General features: G+C 65.1%; 17 protein-coding genes. 14 read left to right on the forward strand and 3 right to left on the reverse strand.

The features are described 5' to 3' along the window. Nucleotides 1-8 precede the first annotated feature (8 nt). The 9 genes from QW861_RS16650 (at nucleotide 9) to QW861_RS16690 (ending at nucleotide 10,047) form a co-directional block, all read left to right on the forward strand. A complete protein-coding gene (locus tag QW861_RS16650; RefSeq protein ID WP_316170980.1) occupies nucleotides 9-1,085 on the forward strand; it encodes an esterase-like activity of phytase family protein in 1,077 nt (358 codons plus the stop codon). Nucleotides 1,086-1,188: 103 nt separating this feature from the next. Further along, on the forward strand, nucleotides 1,189-2,301 hold the full coding sequence (locus QW861_RS16655) for an NADH:flavin oxidoreductase/NADH oxidase (RefSeq protein WP_316170979.1): 1,113 nt from the start codon (nucleotides 1,189-1,191) through the stop codon (nucleotides 2,299-2,301). A 217-nt stretch (nucleotides 2,302-2,518) separates the two neighbouring features. Beyond that, nucleotides 2,519-3,619 carry an LLM class flavin-dependent oxidoreductase gene (locus QW861_RS16660; protein ID WP_315715235.1) on the forward strand — a complete coding sequence of 367 codons (1,101 nt, stop codon included), beginning with the start codon at nucleotides 2,519-2,521 and terminating at the stop codon, nucleotides 3,617-3,619. A gap of 185 nt (nucleotides 3,620-3,804) precedes the next feature. Then, nucleotides 3,805-4,227 (forward strand): hypothetical protein, encoded by a 423-nt coding sequence (locus QW861_RS16665; RefSeq protein WP_315715425.1) that lies wholly within the window; start codon nucleotides 3,805-3,807, stop codon nucleotides 4,225-4,227. A gap of 322 nt (nucleotides 4,228-4,549) precedes the next feature. Next, nucleotides 4,550-6,097: an ABC transporter substrate-binding protein gene (locus QW861_RS16670; RefSeq protein WP_315752302.1), complete on the forward strand. Its 1,548-nt coding sequence runs from the start codon at nucleotides 4,550-4,552 to the stop codon at nucleotides 6,095-6,097. An 80-nt stretch (nucleotides 6,098-6,177) separates the two neighbouring features. Then, nucleotides 6,178-7,149, forward strand: coding sequence for an ABC transporter permease (locus QW861_RS16675; RefSeq protein ID WP_315735163.1), 972 nt, complete (start codon nucleotides 6,178-6,180; stop codon nucleotides 7,147-7,149). After that, nucleotides 7,146-7,985: an ABC transporter permease gene (locus QW861_RS16680; RefSeq protein ID WP_315752301.1), complete on the forward strand. Its 840-nt coding sequence runs from the start codon at nucleotides 7,146-7,148 to the stop codon at nucleotides 7,983-7,985. The genes QW861_RS16675 and QW861_RS16680 overlap by 4 nt, the downstream gene beginning before the upstream one ends. A 3-nt stretch (nucleotides 7,986-7,988) precedes the next feature. Next, nucleotides 7,989-9,599, forward strand: a complete 1,611-nt coding sequence (locus tag QW861_RS16685) for an ABC transporter ATP-binding protein (protein ID WP_315752300.1) — start codon at nucleotides 7,989-7,991, stop codon at nucleotides 9,597-9,599. Between the two features lie 259 nt (nucleotides 9,600-9,858). Beyond that, on the forward strand, nucleotides 9,859-10,047 hold the full coding sequence (locus QW861_RS16690) for a hypothetical protein (protein WP_315715240.1): 189 nt from the start codon (nucleotides 9,859-9,861) through the stop codon (nucleotides 10,045-10,047). A 47-nt stretch (nucleotides 10,048-10,094) separates the two neighbouring features. Here the strand turns inward: QW861_RS16690 and rpsU are convergent, their stop codons facing one another. Then, entirely contained in the window at nucleotides 10,095-10,418 is a 324-nt protein-coding gene (rpsU, locus tag QW861_RS16695) for a 30S ribosomal protein S21 (RefSeq protein WP_315715241.1), read from the reverse strand. A 458-nt stretch (nucleotides 10,419-10,876) separates the two neighbouring features. Between rpsU and QW861_RS16700 the strand changes: the two genes are divergently transcribed. The 3 genes from QW861_RS16700 to QW861_RS16710 all read left to right on the forward strand — a co-directional run bounded on the left by QW861_RS16700 (nucleotide 10,877) and on the right by QW861_RS16710 (nucleotide 11,863). After that, the gene (locus QW861_RS16700) at nucleotides 10,877-11,083 is read left to right on the forward strand and encodes a cold-shock protein (protein ID WP_315715242.1); all 207 of its coding nucleotides are present in this window, start codon (nucleotides 10,877-10,879) and stop codon (nucleotides 11,081-11,083) included. Between the two features lie 136 nt (nucleotides 11,084-11,219). Then, nucleotides 11,220-11,456 (forward strand): transcriptional regulator, encoded by a 237-nt coding sequence (locus tag QW861_RS16705; RefSeq protein ID WP_315752299.1) that lies wholly within the window; start codon nucleotides 11,220-11,222, stop codon nucleotides 11,454-11,456. 158 nt (nucleotides 11,457-11,614) lie between these two features. Beyond that, the gene (locus tag QW861_RS16710; RefSeq protein ID WP_315715244.1) at nucleotides 11,615-11,863 is read left to right on the forward strand and encodes a hypothetical protein; all 249 of its coding nucleotides are present in this window, start codon (nucleotides 11,615-11,617) and stop codon (nucleotides 11,861-11,863) included. Between the two features lie 60 nt (nucleotides 11,864-11,923). On the opposite strand, the gene QW861_RS16715 is transcribed toward QW861_RS16710, so the two are convergent. Together QW861_RS16715 and rpmB are read right to left on the reverse strand one after the other, a co-directional pair. Further along, nucleotides 11,924-13,186 carry a DUF2235 domain-containing protein gene (locus QW861_RS16715; RefSeq protein WP_316193287.1) on the reverse strand — a complete coding sequence of 421 codons (1,263 nt, stop codon included), beginning with the start codon at nucleotides 13,184-13,186 and terminating at the stop codon, nucleotides 11,924-11,926. 340 nt (nucleotides 13,187-13,526) lie between these two features. After that, nucleotides 13,527-13,835 carry a 50S ribosomal protein L28 gene (gene rpmB, locus QW861_RS16720; protein ID WP_172114511.1) on the reverse strand — a complete coding sequence of 103 codons (309 nt, stop codon included), beginning with the start codon at nucleotides 13,833-13,835 and terminating at the stop codon, nucleotides 13,527-13,529. Nucleotides 13,836-14,450: 615 nt separating this feature from the next. Between rpmB and QW861_RS16725 the strand changes: the two genes are divergently transcribed. Together QW861_RS16725 and QW861_RS16730 are read left to right on the forward strand one after the other, a co-directional pair. Beyond that, on the forward strand, nucleotides 14,451-15,227 hold the full coding sequence (locus QW861_RS16725) for a DUF3108 domain-containing protein (protein WP_316166456.1): 777 nt from the start codon (nucleotides 14,451-14,453) through the stop codon (nucleotides 15,225-15,227). 571 nt (nucleotides 15,228-15,798) lie between these two features. Then, nucleotides 15,799-19,368: a helicase-related protein gene (locus QW861_RS16730; protein ID WP_315825513.1), complete on the forward strand. Its 3,570-nt coding sequence runs from the start codon at nucleotides 15,799-15,801 to the stop codon at nucleotides 19,366-19,368. The last annotated feature ends 17 nt before the right edge of the window (nucleotides 19,369-19,385 follow it).

Below are 19,385 nucleotides of genomic sequence, written 5' to 3' on the forward strand. Positions count from 1 at the left end.
CGCTAACGATGTCGCTGCAGGCGATTGCCGACCGCAGGCGCTTTCTCGCGCTGACCATCGGCGGAGTGTCGGCATTCGCATGGTCCAAGACGGCTTTTGCGCAGCTTGCGCCGGCGCCGGTTCGCAGACGCGTCACCATCGACGAGCACTCCGTCACATCGGCGGTCAAGATCGAGGTCAACGCGCGACCGCTGCCCTCGTTCGACCTCCGCGATCGGACGCATCTGCGCTTCGGGATGCTGCAATATCGCAGCGGCGTGGCGCTGACCTCGTCCTTTCCCGGCTTCGGCGGCCTGTCCGGCATCCGGCTCGATGCCAAGGGTGAACGCTTCCTCGCGGTCAGCGACAAGGGCGGCTGGTTCACTGGCCGCATTGCCTATTCCGGCCGCGAGATCGCGGGGCTCGCCGATGTCGAAGCGGCGCCGCTGCTTGGTCTGGACGGACGTCCCATCACCGATCGCGGTTGGTATGATTCCGAGTCGCTCGCGCGCGATGGAGACATCGTCTATGTCGGCCTCGAACGCGTCAACCAGCTCTTGCGCTACGACTTCGCCAAGGGTGGAACCGGCGCGCGCGGCGAGATCGTGCCGCTGCCGCCAGCCGCCAAGCGGCTGCCCCACAACAAGGGACTGGAGGCGTTGGTGGTCGTGCCGAAGGGCCTGCCGCTCGCCGGCACCCTGATCGCGCTCTCCGAGCGCGGTCTGGACCCGAACGGCAATCTGCTGGCCTTCCTGATCGGCGGACCGGCCGCGGGACAGTTCAGCATCGTTCGCAGCAACGACTTCGACGTCAGCGATGCCGTGCTGCTGCCGTCGGGCGATCTTCTGGTACTCGAACGCAAGTTCTCGCTGTTCAACGGGGTCGGCATTCGAATCCGCCGGCTGACGCTGGCGCAGATTGCGCCGGGCGCGCTGGTCGATGGTCCGGCGATCTTCTCCGCCGATCTCGGCCAGGAGATCGACAATCTCGAGGGCATCGATGCGCATGTGACGCCGGAGGGCGAGACCGTGCTGACGCTGGTGTCCGACGACAACTTCTCGATGATCCAGCGCACGCTCCTGCTGCAGTTCACGCTGATGGAGTGAGCTGCGACGCCGCTGCGGCGGCTCGCGTTGACCGCGGCTCGTCCATGATCGACACTCGCGGCCATCAGATCATCGCGTCAACCGTCACAACCTGGAACTCAGCATGAGCGCCCTGTTCACTCCGATCAAGCTGCGCAGTCTCGAACTCGCCAACCGCATCATGGTGTCGCCGATGTGCCAGTACTCGGCCGAGAATGGCGCGGCCAATGACTGGCACTTCACCCACATCAACACGCTGGCGCTGTCGGGCGCGGCGATGTTCTGCATCGAGGCGACGCATGTCGAGCCGATCGGGCGCATCACTCCCGGCTGTCTCGGGTTGTGGGACGACGTGACGGAAGCTGCGCTGAAGCCGATCCTGGCCTCGGTTCGCAAACATGCGAAGGCTGCGGTTGCGATGCAGCTCGCCCATGCCGGCCGCAAGGGCTCCAGCCACAAGCCGTGGGATGGCGGACAGCAGATTCCGCTCGCGGACGGCGGATGGCAGACGGTCGCGCCGTCGGCCCTGCCGCACAAGGAGGGCGAGCTCGCGCCGGAGGCGCTCGATCTCGCGGGCCTGGCCCGCATCCGCGATGCGTTCGTTTCCGCATCGCAACGGGCGGCGCGCCTCGGCATCGACGCGATCGAGCTCCACGGCGCGCATGGCTATCTGTTGCATCAGTTTCTGTCGCCGATCGCCAACCAGCGCACCGACAGCTACGGCGGGTCTCTGGAGAATCGCATGCGCTTTCCGCTCGAAGTCTACGATGCGGTGCGCGCCGTCTTCCCTGCGGACAAGCCGGTCGGCATGCGTGTCTCGGCCACCGACTGGGTCGACGGCGGCTGGGATCTCGAGCAGACCATCATATTTGCGCAAGCGCTGAAGCACCGCGGCGCCGATTGGATCGACGTCTCCTCGGGCGGCGTGTCGCCGTTGCAGAAGATCACGCTCGGACCCGGCTATCAGGTGCCGTTCGCCGCGGCCGTGAAACAGGCGACGGGGCTTCCCACCATTGCGGTCGGTCTCATCACGCAGGCGCAGCAGGCCGAGGAGATCGTGGCCTCGGGCAAGGCCGACATGGTCGCGCTGGCCCGCGGCATGCTCTATGACCCGCGCTGGGGCTGGCACGCGGCAGCAGAGCTCGGCGGACAAGTCGCCGCACCTCCGCAATATTGGCGCTCGCAGCCGTCGACGCAGAAGGAGCTGTTCGGCAAGACGACGTTCGGCGCACGCTGACGTGCAATTGATGACCGCAATGTTGCGCATCAGCGCTGCAAAATTCTGCGGTCATCATTCCGCCCGCGACACGGCTGACGATTGTCGCTGTCCGACGAAGTGCTAGACTTCGCAGACCACGTGCGGCGATGCCGACTCGTCTGGTCGTGTTTCGTCTCGCGTGACGATGAGCGCATCACGAAGATGCGCCGCAATACAAACGCGAGAGGAAAGCGCCATGGAAATCGGATATTTCACGATGCCCTCGCATCCGCCGGAGTGCGGATTGAAGGAGGGGCAGGAATGGGATCTGCAGGTCCTGCGGTGGCTCGACGAGCTCGGCTATCAGGAAGCCTGGATCGGCGAGCATCACACCGCGCCCTGGGAGCCGCATCCGGCGCCCGACCTGATTCTGGCGCAGGCCTTCCGTGAAACCAAGAACATCCGGCTCGGGCCCGGCGGCTTCCTGCTGCCCTATCATCACCCGGCCGAGCTCGCCAATCGCGTCGCGATGCTCGATCACCTCTCCGACGGCCGGCTCAATTTCGGCATTGCCGCATCCGGCCTGCCGAGCGACTGGGCGATGTTCAACGTCGACGGCATGAGCGGCCAGAACCGCGAGATGACGCGCGAGGCGCTGGAGATCATCCTGAAGATGTGGTCCGAGGACGCGCCATGGACGTACAAGGGCAAGTACTGGACGGTGACCAAGCCCGACGTGATGTTCGACTTCCTCAAGCCGCACATCAAGCCGGTGCAGGCGCCGCATCCGCCGATCGGCGTCGCCGGCCTGTCGAAGAACTCCGATACGCTGAAGCTCGCCGGTGAGCGTGGCTTCATCCCGATGAGCCTCAACCTCAACCCCGCCTATGTGTCGTCGCACTGGGACTCCGTCGAGGCCGGCGCCGCGAAGTCCGGTCGCAAGCCCAGCCGCAGCGATTGGCGGCTGGTGCGCGAGGTGTTCGTCGCCGATACGGACGAGGAAGCCTGGCGTTTGTCCTCCGGCGACATGATGGGACGGATGATGGGCGAGTACTTCCTGCCCCTGCTCGGTCATTTCGGCTTCAAGGACTATCTGAAGCACTCACCCGACGTGCCCGATTCCGACGTGACGGTGGACTATTGCGCCAGGCGCAACTGGATCGTCGGCTCGCCGGCGACGGTGACCGAGAAGATCGAGAAGATCTGGCATGAGGTCGGCGGCTTCGGCACGCTGTGCGTGTTCGGCTTCGACTACAAGCACAGGCCGGAAGCCTGGCACAACTCGCTGCGCCTGTTGAAGCAGGAGGTGATGCCGAGATTGAGCCACCTCAATGCCGGCCTCACCAAGGCCGCCTAGTCTCTCTTGGCGCCAGCATTCACCCTCCCTTTCGGGCAATGCTGGCGTCAAAAGAAATGTAGCTAAAATTTTCGCGCGAGTGCAGCTTCAGATTTGACGTTTGGGTGACGGTCTTGCCGTTAGGACGGATCCAGGCGTCGAATCCGCCGCATGCGTGTGGCGGGTCTGACATTTGGGGGCAGGTCATGCGGTTTCGCGTCAGGAAGTTTGCCCATATCCTCGAACGCTCGGGTCTGGCTCTGGCGGGCGCCGCCTGCGGCGTCTTCGTCGGGGCCCATGTCGGCTCCAGCGTTCCGTTGCTGACCACACAGGGCTTCCTGATCGTGATGATGCTGTCTGGGGCACTGGGCTTCTATCTCGGCATCGACACGCCGCAACTGCCTTTTCATCCTCATGAGGAGAACTCGCCGGAGGCGAAGATCGATACGGCCGAATTCTTGAGCGCCTTCGGGACCTTCCTCGCAACCCTCACGGCGTTCTTCGCCGTTGCCATCATCATCCTGCGCGAAGATCCGCACATCGTCTGGACGTCGCTGATCATGGTCGGCTGGATCATCGGCGTGATCATGCAGATCGTTTCCGGCGCGATCGCCCGTCTGCGGCGCTGATTTTCCCTGTTCAATTTTTGGGCTAACGCTGTCGCGAGTTTCATCTTGCGGCGGCGATTATGATCGTGTGAGCCTTTGCATCAGGGGCTCGACCTGTGATGCCGCGTCGTTCGTGGACGCATTGCGCGACTGACACAGGTCCTGGCGACGTTTCCAAAGCGTTGCCCGCAGTCGTATTGGAGCCGTTCTACAGCGCTGCGCGCGGACGATCCAACAGTCCATGCGCCCAGAGCAGGCATCACATCAGAAGCTGCATGGCGATATCGCGCACCTTGGCGCGCTTGATGCATCGCGGCCGGCAATGACATTTGGGAAGTTCATCATGTTGAAACGGGTGCTGCTGGGTGTGGTCATTGGCTGCGGACTGTCCGCGGCGCAAGCGGAGGAGCCGAAGATCGGCGGCGTGGTCAACGCGGTGATCCAGCCCGAGCCGCCCGGCCTGATGCTGGCGATGGTCCAGAACGGCCCGACGCAGATGGTGTCCGGCAACATCTTCGAAGGCCTGCTGCGCTACAGTCCCAAGCTGGAGCCGCTGCCCGGCCTCGCCGAGAGCTGGACCATCAGCCCGGATGCCAAGGTCTACACCTTCAAGCTCAAGAAGGGCGTGACCTGGCACGACGGCAAGCCGTTCACGTCGGCCGACGTGCTGTTCTCGATCGACATGCTGAAGCAAACGCATGCGCGCGCTCGCAACAACCTCGCAATTGTCGAGAAGGTCGAGGCGCCGGATGATCTCACGGTGGTGTTCACGCTGAAGGAGCCGTTCGGTCCCTTCATCGGCATCTTCGAGGTCGGCTCGATGCCGATGGTGCCGAAGCACCTGTATGAAGGCACCGACTACAAGACCAATCCGAACAACAACGCGCCTGTTGGCACCGGCCCCTTCATGTTCAAGGAATGGCAGAAGGGATCCTTCATCCGGATGGTGAAAAATCCGAACTACCACGAGAAGGGCAAGCCCTATCTCGACGAGGTCTACTGGCAGATCATTCCCGACGCCGCCGCGCGCGCGGTTGCCTTCGAGACCGGCAAGGTCGACGTGCTGCCGGGCGGCTCGATCGAGAACTTCGACGTGCCGCGCGTCTCCAAGCTGCCGGGCGTCTGCGTCACCGGGGCCGGCTGGGAGTTCTTCTCGCCGCTGTCGTGGATGTGGCTCAACAACCGCAATCCGATCCTGGCCAACAAGAGTGTGCGCCAGGCGATCATGTATGCCATCGATCGCGACTTCGCCAAGGACGTGATCTGGAACGGCCTCGGCAAGGTCGCAACCGGACCTTCGGCATCGACCATCAAGTACTATTCCGACGACGTGCCGAAATATTCGTACGACCCGGCCAAGGCCAAGGCGCTGCTCAAGGAGGCCGGCTACAAGGGCGAAAAGATTCGCATGCTGCCGCTCGCCTATGGCGAGACCTGGCAGCGCTGGGGCGAGGCGGTGAAGCAGAACCTTCAAGACGTCGGCATGAATATCGAGACGATTGCGACCGACGTGCCCGGGGGCAACCAGAAGATCATGGAGTGGGACTACGACATCGCCTTCACCTATCTGTATCAGTACGGCGATCCCGCGCTCGGCGTGTCCCGCAACTACATCACCTCGGCGATCGCCAAGGGCCAGCTCTTCAACAATGTCGAGGGCTACTCGAACCCGGAGGTCGACAAGCTGTTCGCGGAGGGCGCCACGGCGCCGACCGACGCCAAACGCAAGGAGGCCTATGACAAGGTGCAGAAGATATTGGCTGAGGACGTGCCGGTGGCCTGGCTGCTCGAGCTCCAGTTCCCGACCATCACCAAGTGCAAGGTGAAGAACCTGATCACCACCGGCATCGGCGTCAACGACGGCTTCCGAGACGCTTGGCTCGACAAATAGTGGTGCACTCCGGGGCACGGCCATGATCCCCGCGCTCCGGTGTTTCGCTGTCCTGCCGAGCTGACCTTCACGGACCTTTCATGCTCTCCTTCATCGCCCAGCGCGTCGTGAAAGGCGTCATCGTCCTTCTCGCCATCATCGTGCTGAATTTCTTCCTGATCCGGCTGGCGCCGGGCGATCCGGCCGTGGTCATGGCCGGCGAGGCCGGTGCCTCGGACCAGATCTTCGTGGCGCAGTTGCGCGAAAAATTCGGCCTCGACCGTCCGCTGCCGGAGCAGCTCCTCATCTACGTCAAGGGTATCGCCAGCCTGGATCTCGGCTTCTCGTTCCGCCAGCAGGCGCCGGTCGCCAGGCTGATCGCCGAGCGATTGCCGGCGACCCTGCTGCTGACGCTCACGGCGTTCGCGATCTCGCTCGGACTCGGCATCCTGTTCGGCGCGCTCGCCGCGCGCTTCGCCGGCACGATCCTCGATACTGCAATTACCGTGCTCGCGTTGATCTTCTACGCAACGCCGCTGTTCTGGATCGCGCTGATCGCGATCCTGCTGTTCTCGGTCTGGGTCGATTGGTTGCCGAGCTTCGGCTATGAAACGGTCGGTGCCGGCTATACGGGAGTCCGCCACGCGCTCGACGTCGCCGCACATCTCGCGATGCCGGCTGCGACGCTCGGCCTGTTCTTCATGGCGACCTACACCCGCATGACCCGCGCTTCGATGCTCGAGGTCAAGCGGCTCGACTTCGTCAAGACCGCGCGCGCCAAGGGCCTGCGTGACGGCGTCATCCTGCGCCGCCACGTGCTACGCAACGCGCTGCTGCCGGTGGTGACGCTCGCCGGCGTCCACGCCGGAACGCTGGTCGGCGGCGCGGTATTGACCGAGACCGTGTTCGCGTGGCCCGGCATCGGCCGGCTGATGTATGACGCGCTGATCCAGCGCGACTACAATCTCCTGCTCGGCGTGTTCGTGGTCTCCTCCGCGATGGTGCTGATCTTCAACCTCGTCACCGACCTCGTCTATCGCCTGGTCGATCCGCGCATCGAGTACGCGTCATGAGGCAGTTCTGGCGAACCATGCTGCGCAGCCCGAGCGGCATCATCGGGCTGATCATTCTCGCCCTGGCGATCGCCGTCGCGGTGGCCGGCCCGTTCTACTTTCCCAACTCGCCGTGGCGCATGGTGCAGCGGCCGTTCGTTCCGCCGTTCACGCTGTCGAAGGTCCCGCTTGGCACCGATGCGCTGGGACGCGACGTGCTCGCCGGCCTGATCTTCGGCGCGCGCGTCTCGCTGCTGGTCGGCCTCGTCTCGACATTGATGGCGTTGATAGTCGGCGTGCCGCTCGGCGCCATCGCCGGCTATTTCGGCGGCCGCGTCGATGACGCGCTGATGCGCTTCACCGAGTTCTTCCAGACCATCCCGAGCTTCGCGCTCGCGATCGTGCTGGTCGCGATCCTGCAGCCGTCGATCTATTCGATCGTCGCCGCGATCGGCCTCGTCAGCTGGCCGCCGGTGGCGCGCCTCGTCCGCGGCGAGGTGCTGAGCCTGCGGACCCGCGAATATGTCCAGGCCGCGGTCGTCACCGGCCAGAGCAATGCCTGGATCATCTGGCGCGAGATCCTGCCCAACGCGCTGTCGCCTGTCATCGTGCTGGCCTCGTTGATGGTCGCGACGGCGATCCTCCTGGAGTCCTCGCTGTCGTTCCTCGGCCTCGGCGATCCCAACCTGATCTCCTGGGGCTACATGGTCGGCGCCGGCCGCACCGTCATTCGTCAGGCGTGGTGGATCACGGTGTTTCCCGGCGTCGCGATCCTGCTGTCGGTGCTCGGCCTCAATTTGATCGGCGAGGGCCTGAACGATGCGCTCAACCCGCGCCTGTCGCGCGAGGGCAGGTGAGCCGTGGCTGATCCCGTCGTTGCCATCCGCAACCTCCGTATCGCTTTGCCGCCGGGCGCCGAGCGCGCCCACGCCGTCGACGGCGTCTCCTTCGATCTTACCGCGGGCAGGATCGTCTGCGTGGTCGGCGAATCCGGCTCGGGCAAGTCGATGTGCGCGCATGCGCTGCTCGGGCTGCTGCCCGATACGGTGAAAGTGGAGAGCGGCGAGATGCGCTTCGAGGGGCGCGACCTGCTTGCCGTCGATGAGGACGGCTGGCGCGATCTGCGCGGCCGCCGCATCGCGATGGTGTTCCAGGAGCCGATGACCGCGCTCAATCCCTTGATGCGGATCGGCGAGCAACTGATGGAGGTGTTCGAGGCGCATGATCTGCTGAGCCCCCGCGAGCGCCGCGCCAAGGCGCTGGCGCTGGCGCGCGAGGTCGGCCTGCCCGATCCCGAACGGATCATCCGCGCCTATCCTCATCAGCTCTCCGGCGGCCAGCGCCAGCGTGCGATGATCGCGATGGCGCTCGCGCTCGAGCCTGCGGTGCTCGTCGCGGACGAGCCGACCACCGCGCTCGACGTCACGACGCAGGCGCAGATCCTCAAGCTGATCCGCAACCTGCAGGCCAGCCACAACATGGCGGTGATGTTCATCACCCATGATTTCGGCGTCGTCGCCGACATCGCCGACCAGGTCGTTGTTCTGCGCCATGGCAAGGTGGTGGAGGAGGGCACGGCCGCCGCCGTGCTCGGCCAGCCGCAGCACGACTACACCAAGGCGCTGCTCGCGGCCGTGCCGTCGTTCGACCCGCCACCGCGTCAATCACGCGAGGCTGCTCCTCGGGCGGTGGAGGTGATCGGCCTCGACAAGACCTATGTGACGCCGACCGGCTGGTTCCGCCCGAAGCGCGAGACGCGCGCCGCGCATGCGGTCAATTTCGCGATCCACCAGGGCGAGACGCTCGGACTCGTCGGCGAGTCCGGCTCGGGGAAGTCATCCGTTGCGCGTCTGGTGATGCGGCTGATCGAGGCCGATCGCGGCACGGTGCGGATCGGCGATGTCGATCTCACGGCGCTGGAGGGGCGCGCCTTGCGCGCGCAGCGTCATCGCATCCAGATGATTTTCCAGGATCCGTTCGCCTCGCTCAACCCGCGCCGCAAGGTCGGCCGCATCATTGCCGACGGCATGGTCGCGCGCGGCACGCCGCTCGACGCGGCGCTGAAGCGCGCCCAGGAGCTGCTCGGCATGGTCGGGCTCGACGCCGGCGCCATCGGCCGCTATCCGCACGAGTTCTCCGGCGGCCAGCGTCAGCGCATCGGCATTGCGCGCGCGCTCGCGCTGGATCCGGAGATCATCGTCGCGGACGAAGCAGTGTCGGCGCTCGATGTGTCAGTCCAGGCGCAGGTGTTGCGGCTCCTGGAAGATTTGAAGGCGCGCCTTGGTCTGTCGATGCTGTTCATCACGCATGACCTGCGGGTGGCCGCGCAGATCTGCGATCGGATCGCCGTCATGCAAAAGGGCGAGATCGTCGAGCTGAAGCCGACCGCGGCGCTGTTCGCCAATCCCGAACACGCCTATACGCGCGAGCTGCTCGCTGCCGTTCCCGGCCGCAAGCACGGTACGGCGTGATTTGCGTAAGCCGGCCGCCGGTCGGAACCATGGAGCATCGTGCCGGGTCGGGTTCAAATGCTTGCAACATCTTCGGCGTATTTGGATTATAATAAGACTGGACCCCGATGGGGCCGCAGGGTGGTCGCCCGAGCTGGTACGCGCCAAGACAGCGGGCTCGTGCTCCCTCTACCCGCGGCCTTCATTGAACCGTGCCGTGCTGCGCCAGTCTCGACAGGATGTCGCAGCGGCGTTCACCATCCCAACGAGGACTCTCATCATGTCGGAGCGCAAGCCAACGGCCGCCGTGCGCGAGGCTCAAAAAGCCTTCAAGCCGGCCGAGCCGACGAGAAGCGATTATGAAAAGGCGCAGAGCGCCTTCGATCAGAACCGCGAGCGACTGAAGGCCGAGCGATTGGCGCGTGAAGCGGCTGACGGCGCCGGCAAACAGCCGAAGAAGCTGGCGTGAACCGCCAGCCTCTTCCCGTCGATTTCGGCGGGCATGCCGTCGCTTGCTCAGCTGCGCGGGGGCGTAGCGGTAAGCTGGTCCCGCGGCCGTTCACGATCGGTGTGCGTCGAGGTCGTTGAGGGGAGCGCGCCCGGCCGCGCTGCGGGTACCTTCTTGACCGGCGCCGGCAGCAACCCTTCGCGAATGGCCTGCTTGCGCGCGACTTTGCGGTGGCGCCTGATCGCATCGGATTTCTCGCGCGTCTTGCGTTCCGATGGCTTCTCATAGGACCTGCGGCGCTTCATCTCGCGGAATACGCCTTCGCGCTGCATCTTCCGCTTCAGGATGCGCAACGCCTTCTCGACGTCGTTGTCACGAACAAGAACCTGCAAAAGTGTCCTCCTTGTCTTCATCTCTATCGATGAAATTCGGTTGGCAAAGCCGATCGGCGCTGCGGCGGGGAGAGCGGCGCGCTCAGCAGAGCGGCGTCAATGAAACGTGTTGCTCACAATGTTATGAGTCACGATACGTGCGAGACACGGTGATCCCCTTCGTCGGAAGGCGGGAGCACGAGTGTCTCTCAGCCATCGATGGCCAAGCCGTTACCGATGGTGCTGTGAAGATAAGGGCAATCTGCTGATATTGCCAGCGCCAGCCGACTCAACGGTTCCGGCCCTCGGCAAACTATATTTGCCGCTCGGCCTTGTAATCCCCCAGAAAATCTCTACCTTGAGGTAGTTCGATTAGCCGCTGTGCCTTTCTGAATGTGCCTGTGGGCTATTTCCAAAAGTCATCGCTCAGTTGAATGAGATCGCGTGATGGTCGCGCGGTGAATGATTTGGAGATAGACATGCAGGGTACGGTCAAGTGGTTCAATGGCCAGAAGGGCTTTGGTTTCATTCAGCCGCAGGATGGCGGGAACGACGTGTTCGTTCACATCAGCGCTGTTGAACGCGCTGGTCTCGCCGGTCTGGCTGAAGGCCAGAAAGTCAGTTTTGAGGTCAAGACGGACAAGATGCGCGGTAAAACCAGCGCAGAAAATCTCGCGCTGGTCTGATCGCACTGATCTGACGTCTCTGACGTCTTGGGCCATTTCACGGATGTACTGAAATGGCCGGTTTGCCCGCTCGATCCTGTATTGAGCGGGCTTTCTGCGTCTCGACGGTAACCCGCGTTTCCGGAAGGATCAGTCGATGGCCACCAAGAAGATGTCAGAACGCTCCCCCGAAAGCATTGCGCGGTCGGAGCGCCAGCGCGTCGCCGCCGAGGACGGGGCGAAGGCGCGCGCCGAATGGGATCAGCGCGCGACGGCGGTCCGCAAGAACATGGAGCGGCTGCGCGTGTTGCGGCTCGCCAAGGAAGCGGAAGCTGCGCAAGCGGGTTCTGACGCGGCGCCTGCGCCGAAGCGGCGGAAGAAGGCCGCTCGCTAGCGCGGTTTCGTCTCGCCTTCCGACGTCGACTGCCCGGTGGAACTATCGGAACTTCAGATCCGTTGCCGGTGCTCGAACAGACGGGCGATCCATGCCTGATCATTACGTCTCAACCGCGTCCCGCGTACAGACCCGACCTTCGTACCGAGGAGGCTGACGTGGCCAAGTCGACAGCTACAGACGTTCGCATCGCCAAGGACGAGACGCAGCGTGGAGGCCAGACGATCGCATTCGCGCTCGCAATCGGCGCCACGCGGCAGGTCTGTCATCTCGAGACCTGCTTTTGCACCCGCAACCAGGCGTTCGCCTATCTGCAGCGAAACCGCACGGCGTTCGAGCAGATGGCGCGCGAGCAGTTCGCCCGTGGCGAGGTGACCGACGGCGTCATCCATCTGCGCATGATCTGAGGCGATCCGCCACACGCGGGCCTCTGAAGACGCTGCCCGACGCGCAACGCGCCGTTGCTGCTACTCCGCCTTCTGTTTGACCGGAAGCGGGACGCGCTCATAGGACGCGGGCAGATTGACGGGCCGGTAGTCCTGCGATTCCGCGATCCGCATCAGCACGCTCTCGTGGACGAACGCGCCCTCGGGAATGAAGCGCGGCTCGCAATTCGGAATGTACAATCCGAAATGCGCCTTGCGCTCCGGCCACTCCTTGTACGTCGCGCCCTTCGGCAGCCATTCCAGCAGCCGCCAGGCCGGCGTCATCGAATCGTGCAGCGGGCCCTGGACGCTCGGCGCCACGTAGGAGAATGGACTGTTCTTGCGCTGCACGCCCCAGGCGAGCTGATTCACCGTGCGCGGATTGACCGTCAGCCCGGCCTCGACCGCCTCGTCGATCATCCACAGCAGCGGATATTTCGAAGCCGCCGACCGCACCTCGGGATAGCCGCCGCCGACGTCGGAATGCACGCCGGCGAACCACACCTGTTTGGCGTCCTGCGGTCGCGCCTGCGCCTTGTTGAAGCGGTTCGGCGTGAAGGTCTGCGGCATCCCCCACGGCTTCAGCCGGAACATGCAGCGGCGCTCGTCGATCGCCGCAGCCTGACGGAAGATCTTCACGCTCGGGTTCTCGATCGTGAAGGCGAGCTCCTCGAGGCTCGGCAGCGCAAACAGCCGGTCGGTGCGCGGCACGATCACGCTCGCCACCGTGTCCCACACGCCGACGAAATGGATCGTCGGCCAGCGCGTCGAGGTAATCCGTGCGAACTGCGCGGCCTGGTCGGCGCGGCTCTCCGGGATCGGCCCGTCCTCCTCGGTGCTCTCGAGCTCCTTGGTGATGCCGCGCCCGGCCTTCGGATTGTCGGAGGAGTACTTCTTGTAGGCGATCACGCCCGGGCCGACGAGATTGATCTGACCCGGCGAGATCAGCCCGATCTTGTGGATCAGCCCGGCCAGCACGCGCACGGTGTAGGCGCCCCGCGAGAAGCCGAACAGGAAGATGCGATCGCCGTCCTGGTACTGCGTGGTCAGGAAAGAGTAGGCGTTGATGACGTTGTCGTCGAGGCCGTAGCCCGTCGCGAGCCCCAGCACCATGTTGAAATTGGCCTTGAAGCGATGCCAGCTGTCGGGCTGCGTCAACGTGCCGACGCCGGGATCGTAGAACACGACCTGATGCGGTGTCGTCTTGTCGGTCTTGCGCAGGCACCGATAAAGCTTGAGCACGTTCGAGATGTTCTCGCTGATCTCGTTGCCGGTGCCGTCGCAGCAGATGACAATATTCTTCATGGCAAAGGAATGTCCGCAATAATGCTACCGCAACGAGTGTAGAGCATCCGGCTGGTGTTGGGGAGGTCGGTTCCCTATGGCACTTCGTCTGGGTCGCTGTTGCGCGCGGCGCGGCGGACATCGCGAAGTGACTGCAGGGCGCCGTTGTACGAACGGATGGTCACCCGTGTCCTGCCGCCCCGCGCCTGCTGCCCGTGTCCAGAGTTGTCAGTTGGTCACGGCATCCGCAAGCAAAACGGCCGGATCTCTCGACCCGGCCGTTTCGACATCTCGTTCAGCTTGAAGCCCCGCCCGTGACGCGTCCGGCTTCTGCATCAATCCTGAATTTCGGCTTGCTCTCTCAGCTCGCCTTGGCGACCGGGGCAGCGTCCGCCGCCTTCTTCTCGATGGCGCGCTTCAGCTCCAGCGCGCGCGGCGACAGGGTCGCGGCGTTGGCCTTGAGCAGATAGGCATCGAGGCCGCCATTGTGGTCGACGCTCTTGAGCGCGTTGGTGGAGACGCGCAGGCGCACGTTGCGGCCGAGTGCATCCGAGATGAAGGTCACGTTGCACAGGTTCGGCAGGAAGCGCCGCTTGGTCTTGATGTTGGAGTGGCTGACCTTGTGGCCAACCTGGGGACCCTTGGCCGTCAGTTCACAGCGCCGCGACATGGCAATAAATCCTCTCTCATCCCCGCACCCTTCGTCCGCCTGTGTCGGCGGGCCGCGGGGGTCCAAAACTCGTCCAGCTCGTCTCTGGGAGATGCGGTCGTATAGGGGGGATGCGGCTTTTCGTCAAGGTTTTGAAGGACGCAGCAAATAGAGGGAGCCGGGCCGGCGAACCCGAACGGCGCGACCCGTGCATCCTCCTGATCGGGCCGAAATCGCCAACCAGCAGAAAAGCAGGCGTATAATCAATAGTATAGCCGATAGTTTAGACCATATAAAGGGCGCATTCGGACGTGATGGATGGATATCCCGCGAACAGTCCGAAATGCCGGAATGGCGGCATGCTGGCGCGGTCGGAGGTTCGCGGCTCGGTTCCGGCAGAGTTGCGGACGACGGTCTGAGTGCTGTTCAGCCGCAAAGCGCTGGACAAACCGCCATTGTCGGACGGTTCGCGTTGTTTGAAGGCGTTTTTGGCTTAAGTAGCAAGGACGGCGCGCCGGATCGGTCCGGCGCTCAGGCAGGCGGATCGGTAGGATCATTCGTCACGTGACCATCATCTCGGTTCCCTCATTTCTCTCCTGTCGCCTGGCCGCGGCCGGGGCAGCGCTCTGCCTGTTGTTGCTGGCGCAAAACGCCCAGGCGCAGGCTCGGTTGGACGCTCAATACGAGGCTTCCCTGGCTGGCATCCCCGTCGGCAAGGGCACCTGGGCGGTCGAGATCGGGGATGATCAGTATGGTGCCGCGGCTCAGGGCGGCACCGCCGGCCTGCTCAAGAGCTTCTCGCAAGGATCAGGCACCGGCTCGGTGCAGGGGCGCGTCGTCAACGGCGCCCTGGTCGGCCAGAGCTACCAGGCCTCGACCACGACGGGAAAGAAATCCGAGCAGATCCGCATCAATCTGCAGAACGGTACTGTGAAGGACTTCGCCATCGAGCCGGCGCCTCCGGTCGATCCCGACCGCATTCCGGTGACGGATGCCCACAAGCGTGGCGTGCTCGATCCGATGACGGCCTCTCTGGTGCGCGTGCCGGGCAACGGCGAGCTGCTGTCGCCGGACTCGTGCCGCGGCGCTGCGCCCGTGTTCGACGGCCGCATGCGCTACGAGCTCAAGCTCGACTACAAGCGCATGGAGAACGTCAAGGCAGACAAGGGTTATCGTGGCCCGGCGCTGGTCTGCGCGATCTACTTCACGCCAGTCGCGGGCTACATCCCGGACCGGCCGGTGATCAAATATCTGGCTCAGGCCCGCAACATGGAGATCTTCTTCGTGCCGATCGCCGGCACCCGTGTGCTGGTGCCGTTCAAGATGGTGATCCCGACCCCGCTGGGGACCGCGATGCTGGAAGCGACGTCGTTCATCACCCAGGCGGCGCCGCACGTCGCCAAGACCCAGTAGTGCGTCGTTTCTCTGCTCCTCCACATCGGAATCTCGTCGTTGCGGCACAGCGCCGTCAGCGGCTGGGCCGCGACAGCGGCCGTGGCGTGATGGTCTGACGGCATGCCGTCCGCTATCGCTTGAATCCGATGGAGATTCGGGGTTCGCGCTGCATGATCTCCGGACTGACGGGCTCATGAGCTCCGATTTGTCGGGACCCCCTATCGATACTGTCTGCTGCGCGTGAATCCGTTTGACTCTTCCCTGATTCTGATTCGACTCGGGACGCGCTGAACGCGCGCCAGTTCCATCGCGAAAGCGTTGCTTGTGGAGCCCGCGAAAACTTGATCTAGTGCTGGCTTGATGGCAGAGCGCGAGATGTTGCGGTGAACGAAGCCGGAAAGCCGACGGAGTCAGCGATTCCTTCGCGATTCGTTCTCAAGGCGTTCCGAAGCTTAAGCTGCGTCACTATATGCGTCACAATGTGAGACAGGGGTCAGCATCGCAGCCTCTCCAGACACACGATTATTCCGCATCCGTCGCGCGTGAACGGCGCGCTTCCAACGCCGGCTTCGAGACCCACATTTAACGAATGGCTTTTCCGTCCTCTTCGGCTGCCTCGCCTTTCGAGCGCACGTCCGACCGCGCTCCCGGAAGCGGCGTCACCGCCGTGCTCGGCCCCACCAACACCGGCAAGACGCATCTGGCGATCGAGCGCATGCTCGCGCATTCCTCCGGCATCATCGGACTGCCGCTGCGGCTGCTCGCGCGTGAGGTCTACAACAAGATCGCCGATCGCGTCGGCAGCGAGGCCGTCGCGCTGATCACCGGCGAGGAGAAGATCAAGCCGAAAAATCCGCGCTACTGGGTGTCGACCGTCGAAGCGATGCCCAGGGATCTCGACGTGTCGTTCCTGGCCGTCGACGAGATCCAGATCGCGTCCGATCTGGAGCGCGGCCACGTCTTCACCGACCGCATCCTCAATCGCCGCGGTCGCGACGAGACGCTGCTGCTGGGTGCTGCGACGATGCGCCCCATCATCGAGCGTCTGCTGCCGGGCGCGTCGATGGTGACGCGGCCACGATTGTCGCAACTCGAATTCGCCGGTGATCGCAAGATCACGCGACAGCCGCGCCGGACCGCTATCGTGGCGTTCTCGGCCGACGAGGTCTACGCCATCGCCGAGCTGATCCGCCGCCAGCATGGCGGCGCCGCTGTCGTGCTGGGATCGCTGTCGCCGCGAACCCGCAACGCGCAGGTGGCGATGTTCCAGAACGGTGACGTCGACTATCTCGTCGCCACCGATGCGGTCGGCATGGGGCTCAATCTCGACGTCGATCACGTCGCCTTCGCGTCCGACCGCAAATATGACGGCTATCAGTTCCGCCGGCTCACGCCGTCGGAATTTGCCCAGATCGCCGGCCGTGCCGGACGCGCGACGCGCAATGGCACGTTCGGCACCACCGGACGTTGTGCGCCATTCGAGCCCGAGCTGGTCAATGCGCTCCAGAACCATGCCTTCGATACCGTGAAGGTGCTGCAATGGCGCAACTCCCGGCTTGATTTCGCGTCCTTGAGCGCGCTTCAGGTCTCGCTGGCGGTCGCGCCGGCGCATGAGGCGCTGACGCGCGCGCCGATTGCGGAGGACCTGCGCGTGCTCGATCACGCCGCGCGCGATGCCGAGGTGCGCGACATCGCTCACGGCGCGGCCGCGGTCGAGCGTCTGTGGGAAACCTGCCAGATTCCCGACTATCGCAGGCTGTCGCCGGCCGCCCATGCGGAGCTGGTGACCACCGTGTTCGGCTTCCTGATGCAGAAGGGGCGTATTCCGGACGCCTGGTACGCGGCCCAGGTCGATCAGGCCGACCGCGTCGATGGCGACATCGATACGCTGTCGGGGCGGATTGCACAGATCCGTACCTGGACCTTCGTGGCCAACCGGCCCGACTGGCTGCGCGACCCTGATTATTGGCAGGGGATTACCCGCGAACTCGAAAATAAATTGTCAGACGCCCTTCATGAACGGCTCACGGAGCGTTTCGTTGATCGTCGTACCAGTGTATTGATGCGGCGCCTGCGGGAGAACAGTGTTTTGAATACGGAAATCGGCAAGACTGGCGAAGTGATCGTTGAAGGGCACGCGATCGGCCGCCTGGATGGATTCACCTTCGCGCCCGACGCCGCCGAAGCCGGCTCGGAGGCCAAGGCCTTGCAGGCTGCTGCCCAGAAGGCGCTGGCCGGCGAGATCGAGGCGCGCGCCGAGAAGCTGTCCAGCGCGCCTGACGAGCACATCGTGCTCACCGCCGACGGCACGGTGCGCTGGACCGGCGACGCGGTCGCCAAGCTGGTCGCGGCCGACGACGCGCTGCATCCGCGCCTGCGCATCATCGCCGACGAGCGGCTGACCGGTGCTGCGCGCGACAAGGTCCAGGCGCGACTCGATCTGTGGCTGAAGACGCATATCGAGAAGCTGCTCGGCCCGCTGTTCGAGTTGTCCAAGGCCGAGGACATCACCGGCATCGGCCGCGGCATCGCGTTCCAGCTGGTGGAGGCGCTCGGCGTCATCGAGCGCGCCAAGATCGCCGCCGAGATGAAGGATCTGGACCAGCCGTCGCGCGCCACCTTGCGCAAGTACGGCGTGCGCTTCGGTGCCTACCACATCTACGTCCCGGCGCTGCTCAAGCCCGCCGCGCGCGCGCTCGCTGCGCTGCTGTGGGCCGAGAAGCAGGGCAATGTCGACATGTCCGCGCTGACCGGCGCGCAGCATCTGGCGAGCTCGGGCCGGACCTCGTTCCCGGTCGACAAGGCGCTGCCGCGCGATGCCTATCGCGTGCTCGGCTACAAGCAGGCGGGCGAGCGCGCCGTGCGCGTCGACATCCTGGAGCGGCTGGCCGACCTGATTCGTCCCGCCCTGGCCTGGCGCGACAATGCACCGGGCGAAAAGCCGGCCGGCGCCTTCGACGGCCGCGGCTTCGTGGTGACGCAGGCGATGACCTCGCTCACCGGCTCGGCCGGCGAGGACTTCGCCTCGATCCTGCGCGCGCTCGGCTATCGCATGGAGAAGCGCCCGCCGCTGCCGCCCAAGCCGATTGAGAAGCCCGTCGAGGCTGCTGCCGTCGCAGAGGCTGCCGCTGCGGAAGCCGCTCCGGCTGAGCCGGCAGATGCGCAGGCCGTGCCGGCCGAGGACCTCGCAGTTGTCGCCGGCGAGCCGGCCGACGAGCAGGTTCCCACCGTCGCGGAGGCCGCCGTCGCTCCGGTGACCGAGCAGGCCGTCGCCGTGCCCGCGGTGGTCGGTGAGGAGCAGGCGGAAGCCGCGTCGGTGTCGGCCTTGGCATCGCTGCCGACCGTCGATTTCGTCACGCCGGATGTGGCGGACGAGGCGTCCGTGGCCGAGACGGCTACCGAAAGCGTCGTCGCCGAGGCGGAAACCGCCGTCGCTGCGGATGCGCCGCAGCCCGAAGCCGCTGAGGCCGTCGCGAACGAGGCAACGAGCATCGGCGACGCTTCGGCTGAAGCCGCCGCGGCGGAAACTGCTGCTGGATCGAACGCTACCGAGGCTTCTCCCGCCGAGGCCGCGCCTGCTGCCGAGCCCGTCCTGGTCGAGGTCTGGCGGCCGGGCGGGCGTTCGGAGGAGCGCCGGCCGCGCCACGACCATCATCATCGCGGCCGGCCCAACCGTCCGCAGCATGAGCGCGGGCAGGCCGCCGGCGGCGGCCAGGCACCGGCCGGGACCGCTCCGGCCGAGGGCGGCGAGGCGCGCGAGCGCCATCACCGCGGCCATGGCCGGCGCGACCGGATGAAGGAGTTCGGCAAGGACTTCCGCAAGGGCCCGCCGGAGGCTGGTGCGGCTCCACCAGCCGAGGGCGCATCGGCGCCGGCGCGCGAGGATCGCGGGCCGCGCCGCGATCATGATGCCAAGGGGCGCGACCAGAACCGGGATCGCAACAAGGGTGGCAAGTTCGGCGGTGACCGCGAGGGGCGCGGCGGCCGCGACTTCGGCAAGGGCGGCCGCGACAAGCGCGACAGCGGCCCGGCGCTGCGGCCCTACGCATCGAGCAGCGGCGGCGGCCGGGATCGCGACCGTCCGGTCGATCCCAATTCGCCGTTCGCCAAGCTCGCCGCGCTCAAGGAGCAACTCGCGGGGAACAACCGCAAGGACTGAGCGGCAAGATCGGTTGG

Origin of the sequence: Bradyrhizobium sp. SZCCHNRI1029 (assembly GCF_032487555.1) — a bacterium.
Lineage (GTDB): Bacteria > Pseudomonadota > Alphaproteobacteria > Rhizobiales > Xanthobacteraceae > Bradyrhizobium.

Bases quoted from the DNA above. Each gene is read 5' to 3' on its own strand.
- QW861_RS16650 (WP_316170980.1), top strand. From the start codon at position 9: ATGTCGCTGCAGGCGATTGCCGACCGCAGGCGCTTTCTCGCGCTGACC.
- QW861_RS16655 (WP_316170979.1), top strand. From the start codon at position 1,189: ATGAGCGCCCTGTTCACTCCGATCAAGCTGCGCAGTCTCGAACTCGCC.
- QW861_RS16660 (WP_315715235.1), top strand. From the start codon at position 2,519: ATGGAAATCGGATATTTCACGATGCCCTCGCATCCGCCGGAGTGCGGA.
- QW861_RS16665 (WP_315715425.1), top strand. From the start codon at position 3,805: ATGCGGTTTCGCGTCAGGAAGTTTGCCCATATCCTCGAACGCTCGGGT.
- QW861_RS16670 (WP_315752302.1), top strand. From the start codon at position 4,550: ATGTTGAAACGGGTGCTGCTGGGTGTGGTCATTGGCTGCGGACTGTCC.
- QW861_RS16675 (WP_315735163.1), top strand. From the start codon at position 6,178: ATGCTCTCCTTCATCGCCCAGCGCGTCGTGAAAGGCGTCATCGTCCTT.
- QW861_RS16680 (WP_315752301.1), top strand. From the start codon at position 7,146: ATGAGGCAGTTCTGGCGAACCATGCTGCGCAGCCCGAGCGGCATCATC.
- QW861_RS16690 (WP_315715240.1), top strand. From the start codon at position 9,859: ATGTCGGAGCGCAAGCCAACGGCCGCCGTGCGCGAGGCTCAAAAAGCC.
- QW861_RS16700 (WP_315715242.1), top strand. From the start codon at position 10,877: ATGCAGGGTACGGTCAAGTGGTTCAATGGCCAGAAGGGCTTTGGTTTC.
- QW861_RS16705 (WP_315752299.1), top strand. From the start codon at position 11,220: ATGGCCACCAAGAAGATGTCAGAACGCTCCCCCGAAAGCATTGCGCGG.
- QW861_RS16715 (WP_316193287.1), bottom strand. From the start codon at position 13,186: ATGAAGAATATTGTCATCTGCTGCGACGGCACCGGCAACGAGATCAGC.
- rpmB (WP_172114511.1), bottom strand. From the start codon at position 13,835: ATGTCGCGGCGCTGTGAACTGACGGCCAAGGGTCCCCAGGTTGGCCAC.
- QW861_RS16730 (WP_315825513.1), top strand. From the start codon at position 15,799: ATGGCTTTTCCGTCCTCTTCGGCTGCCTCGCCTTTCGAGCGCACGTCC.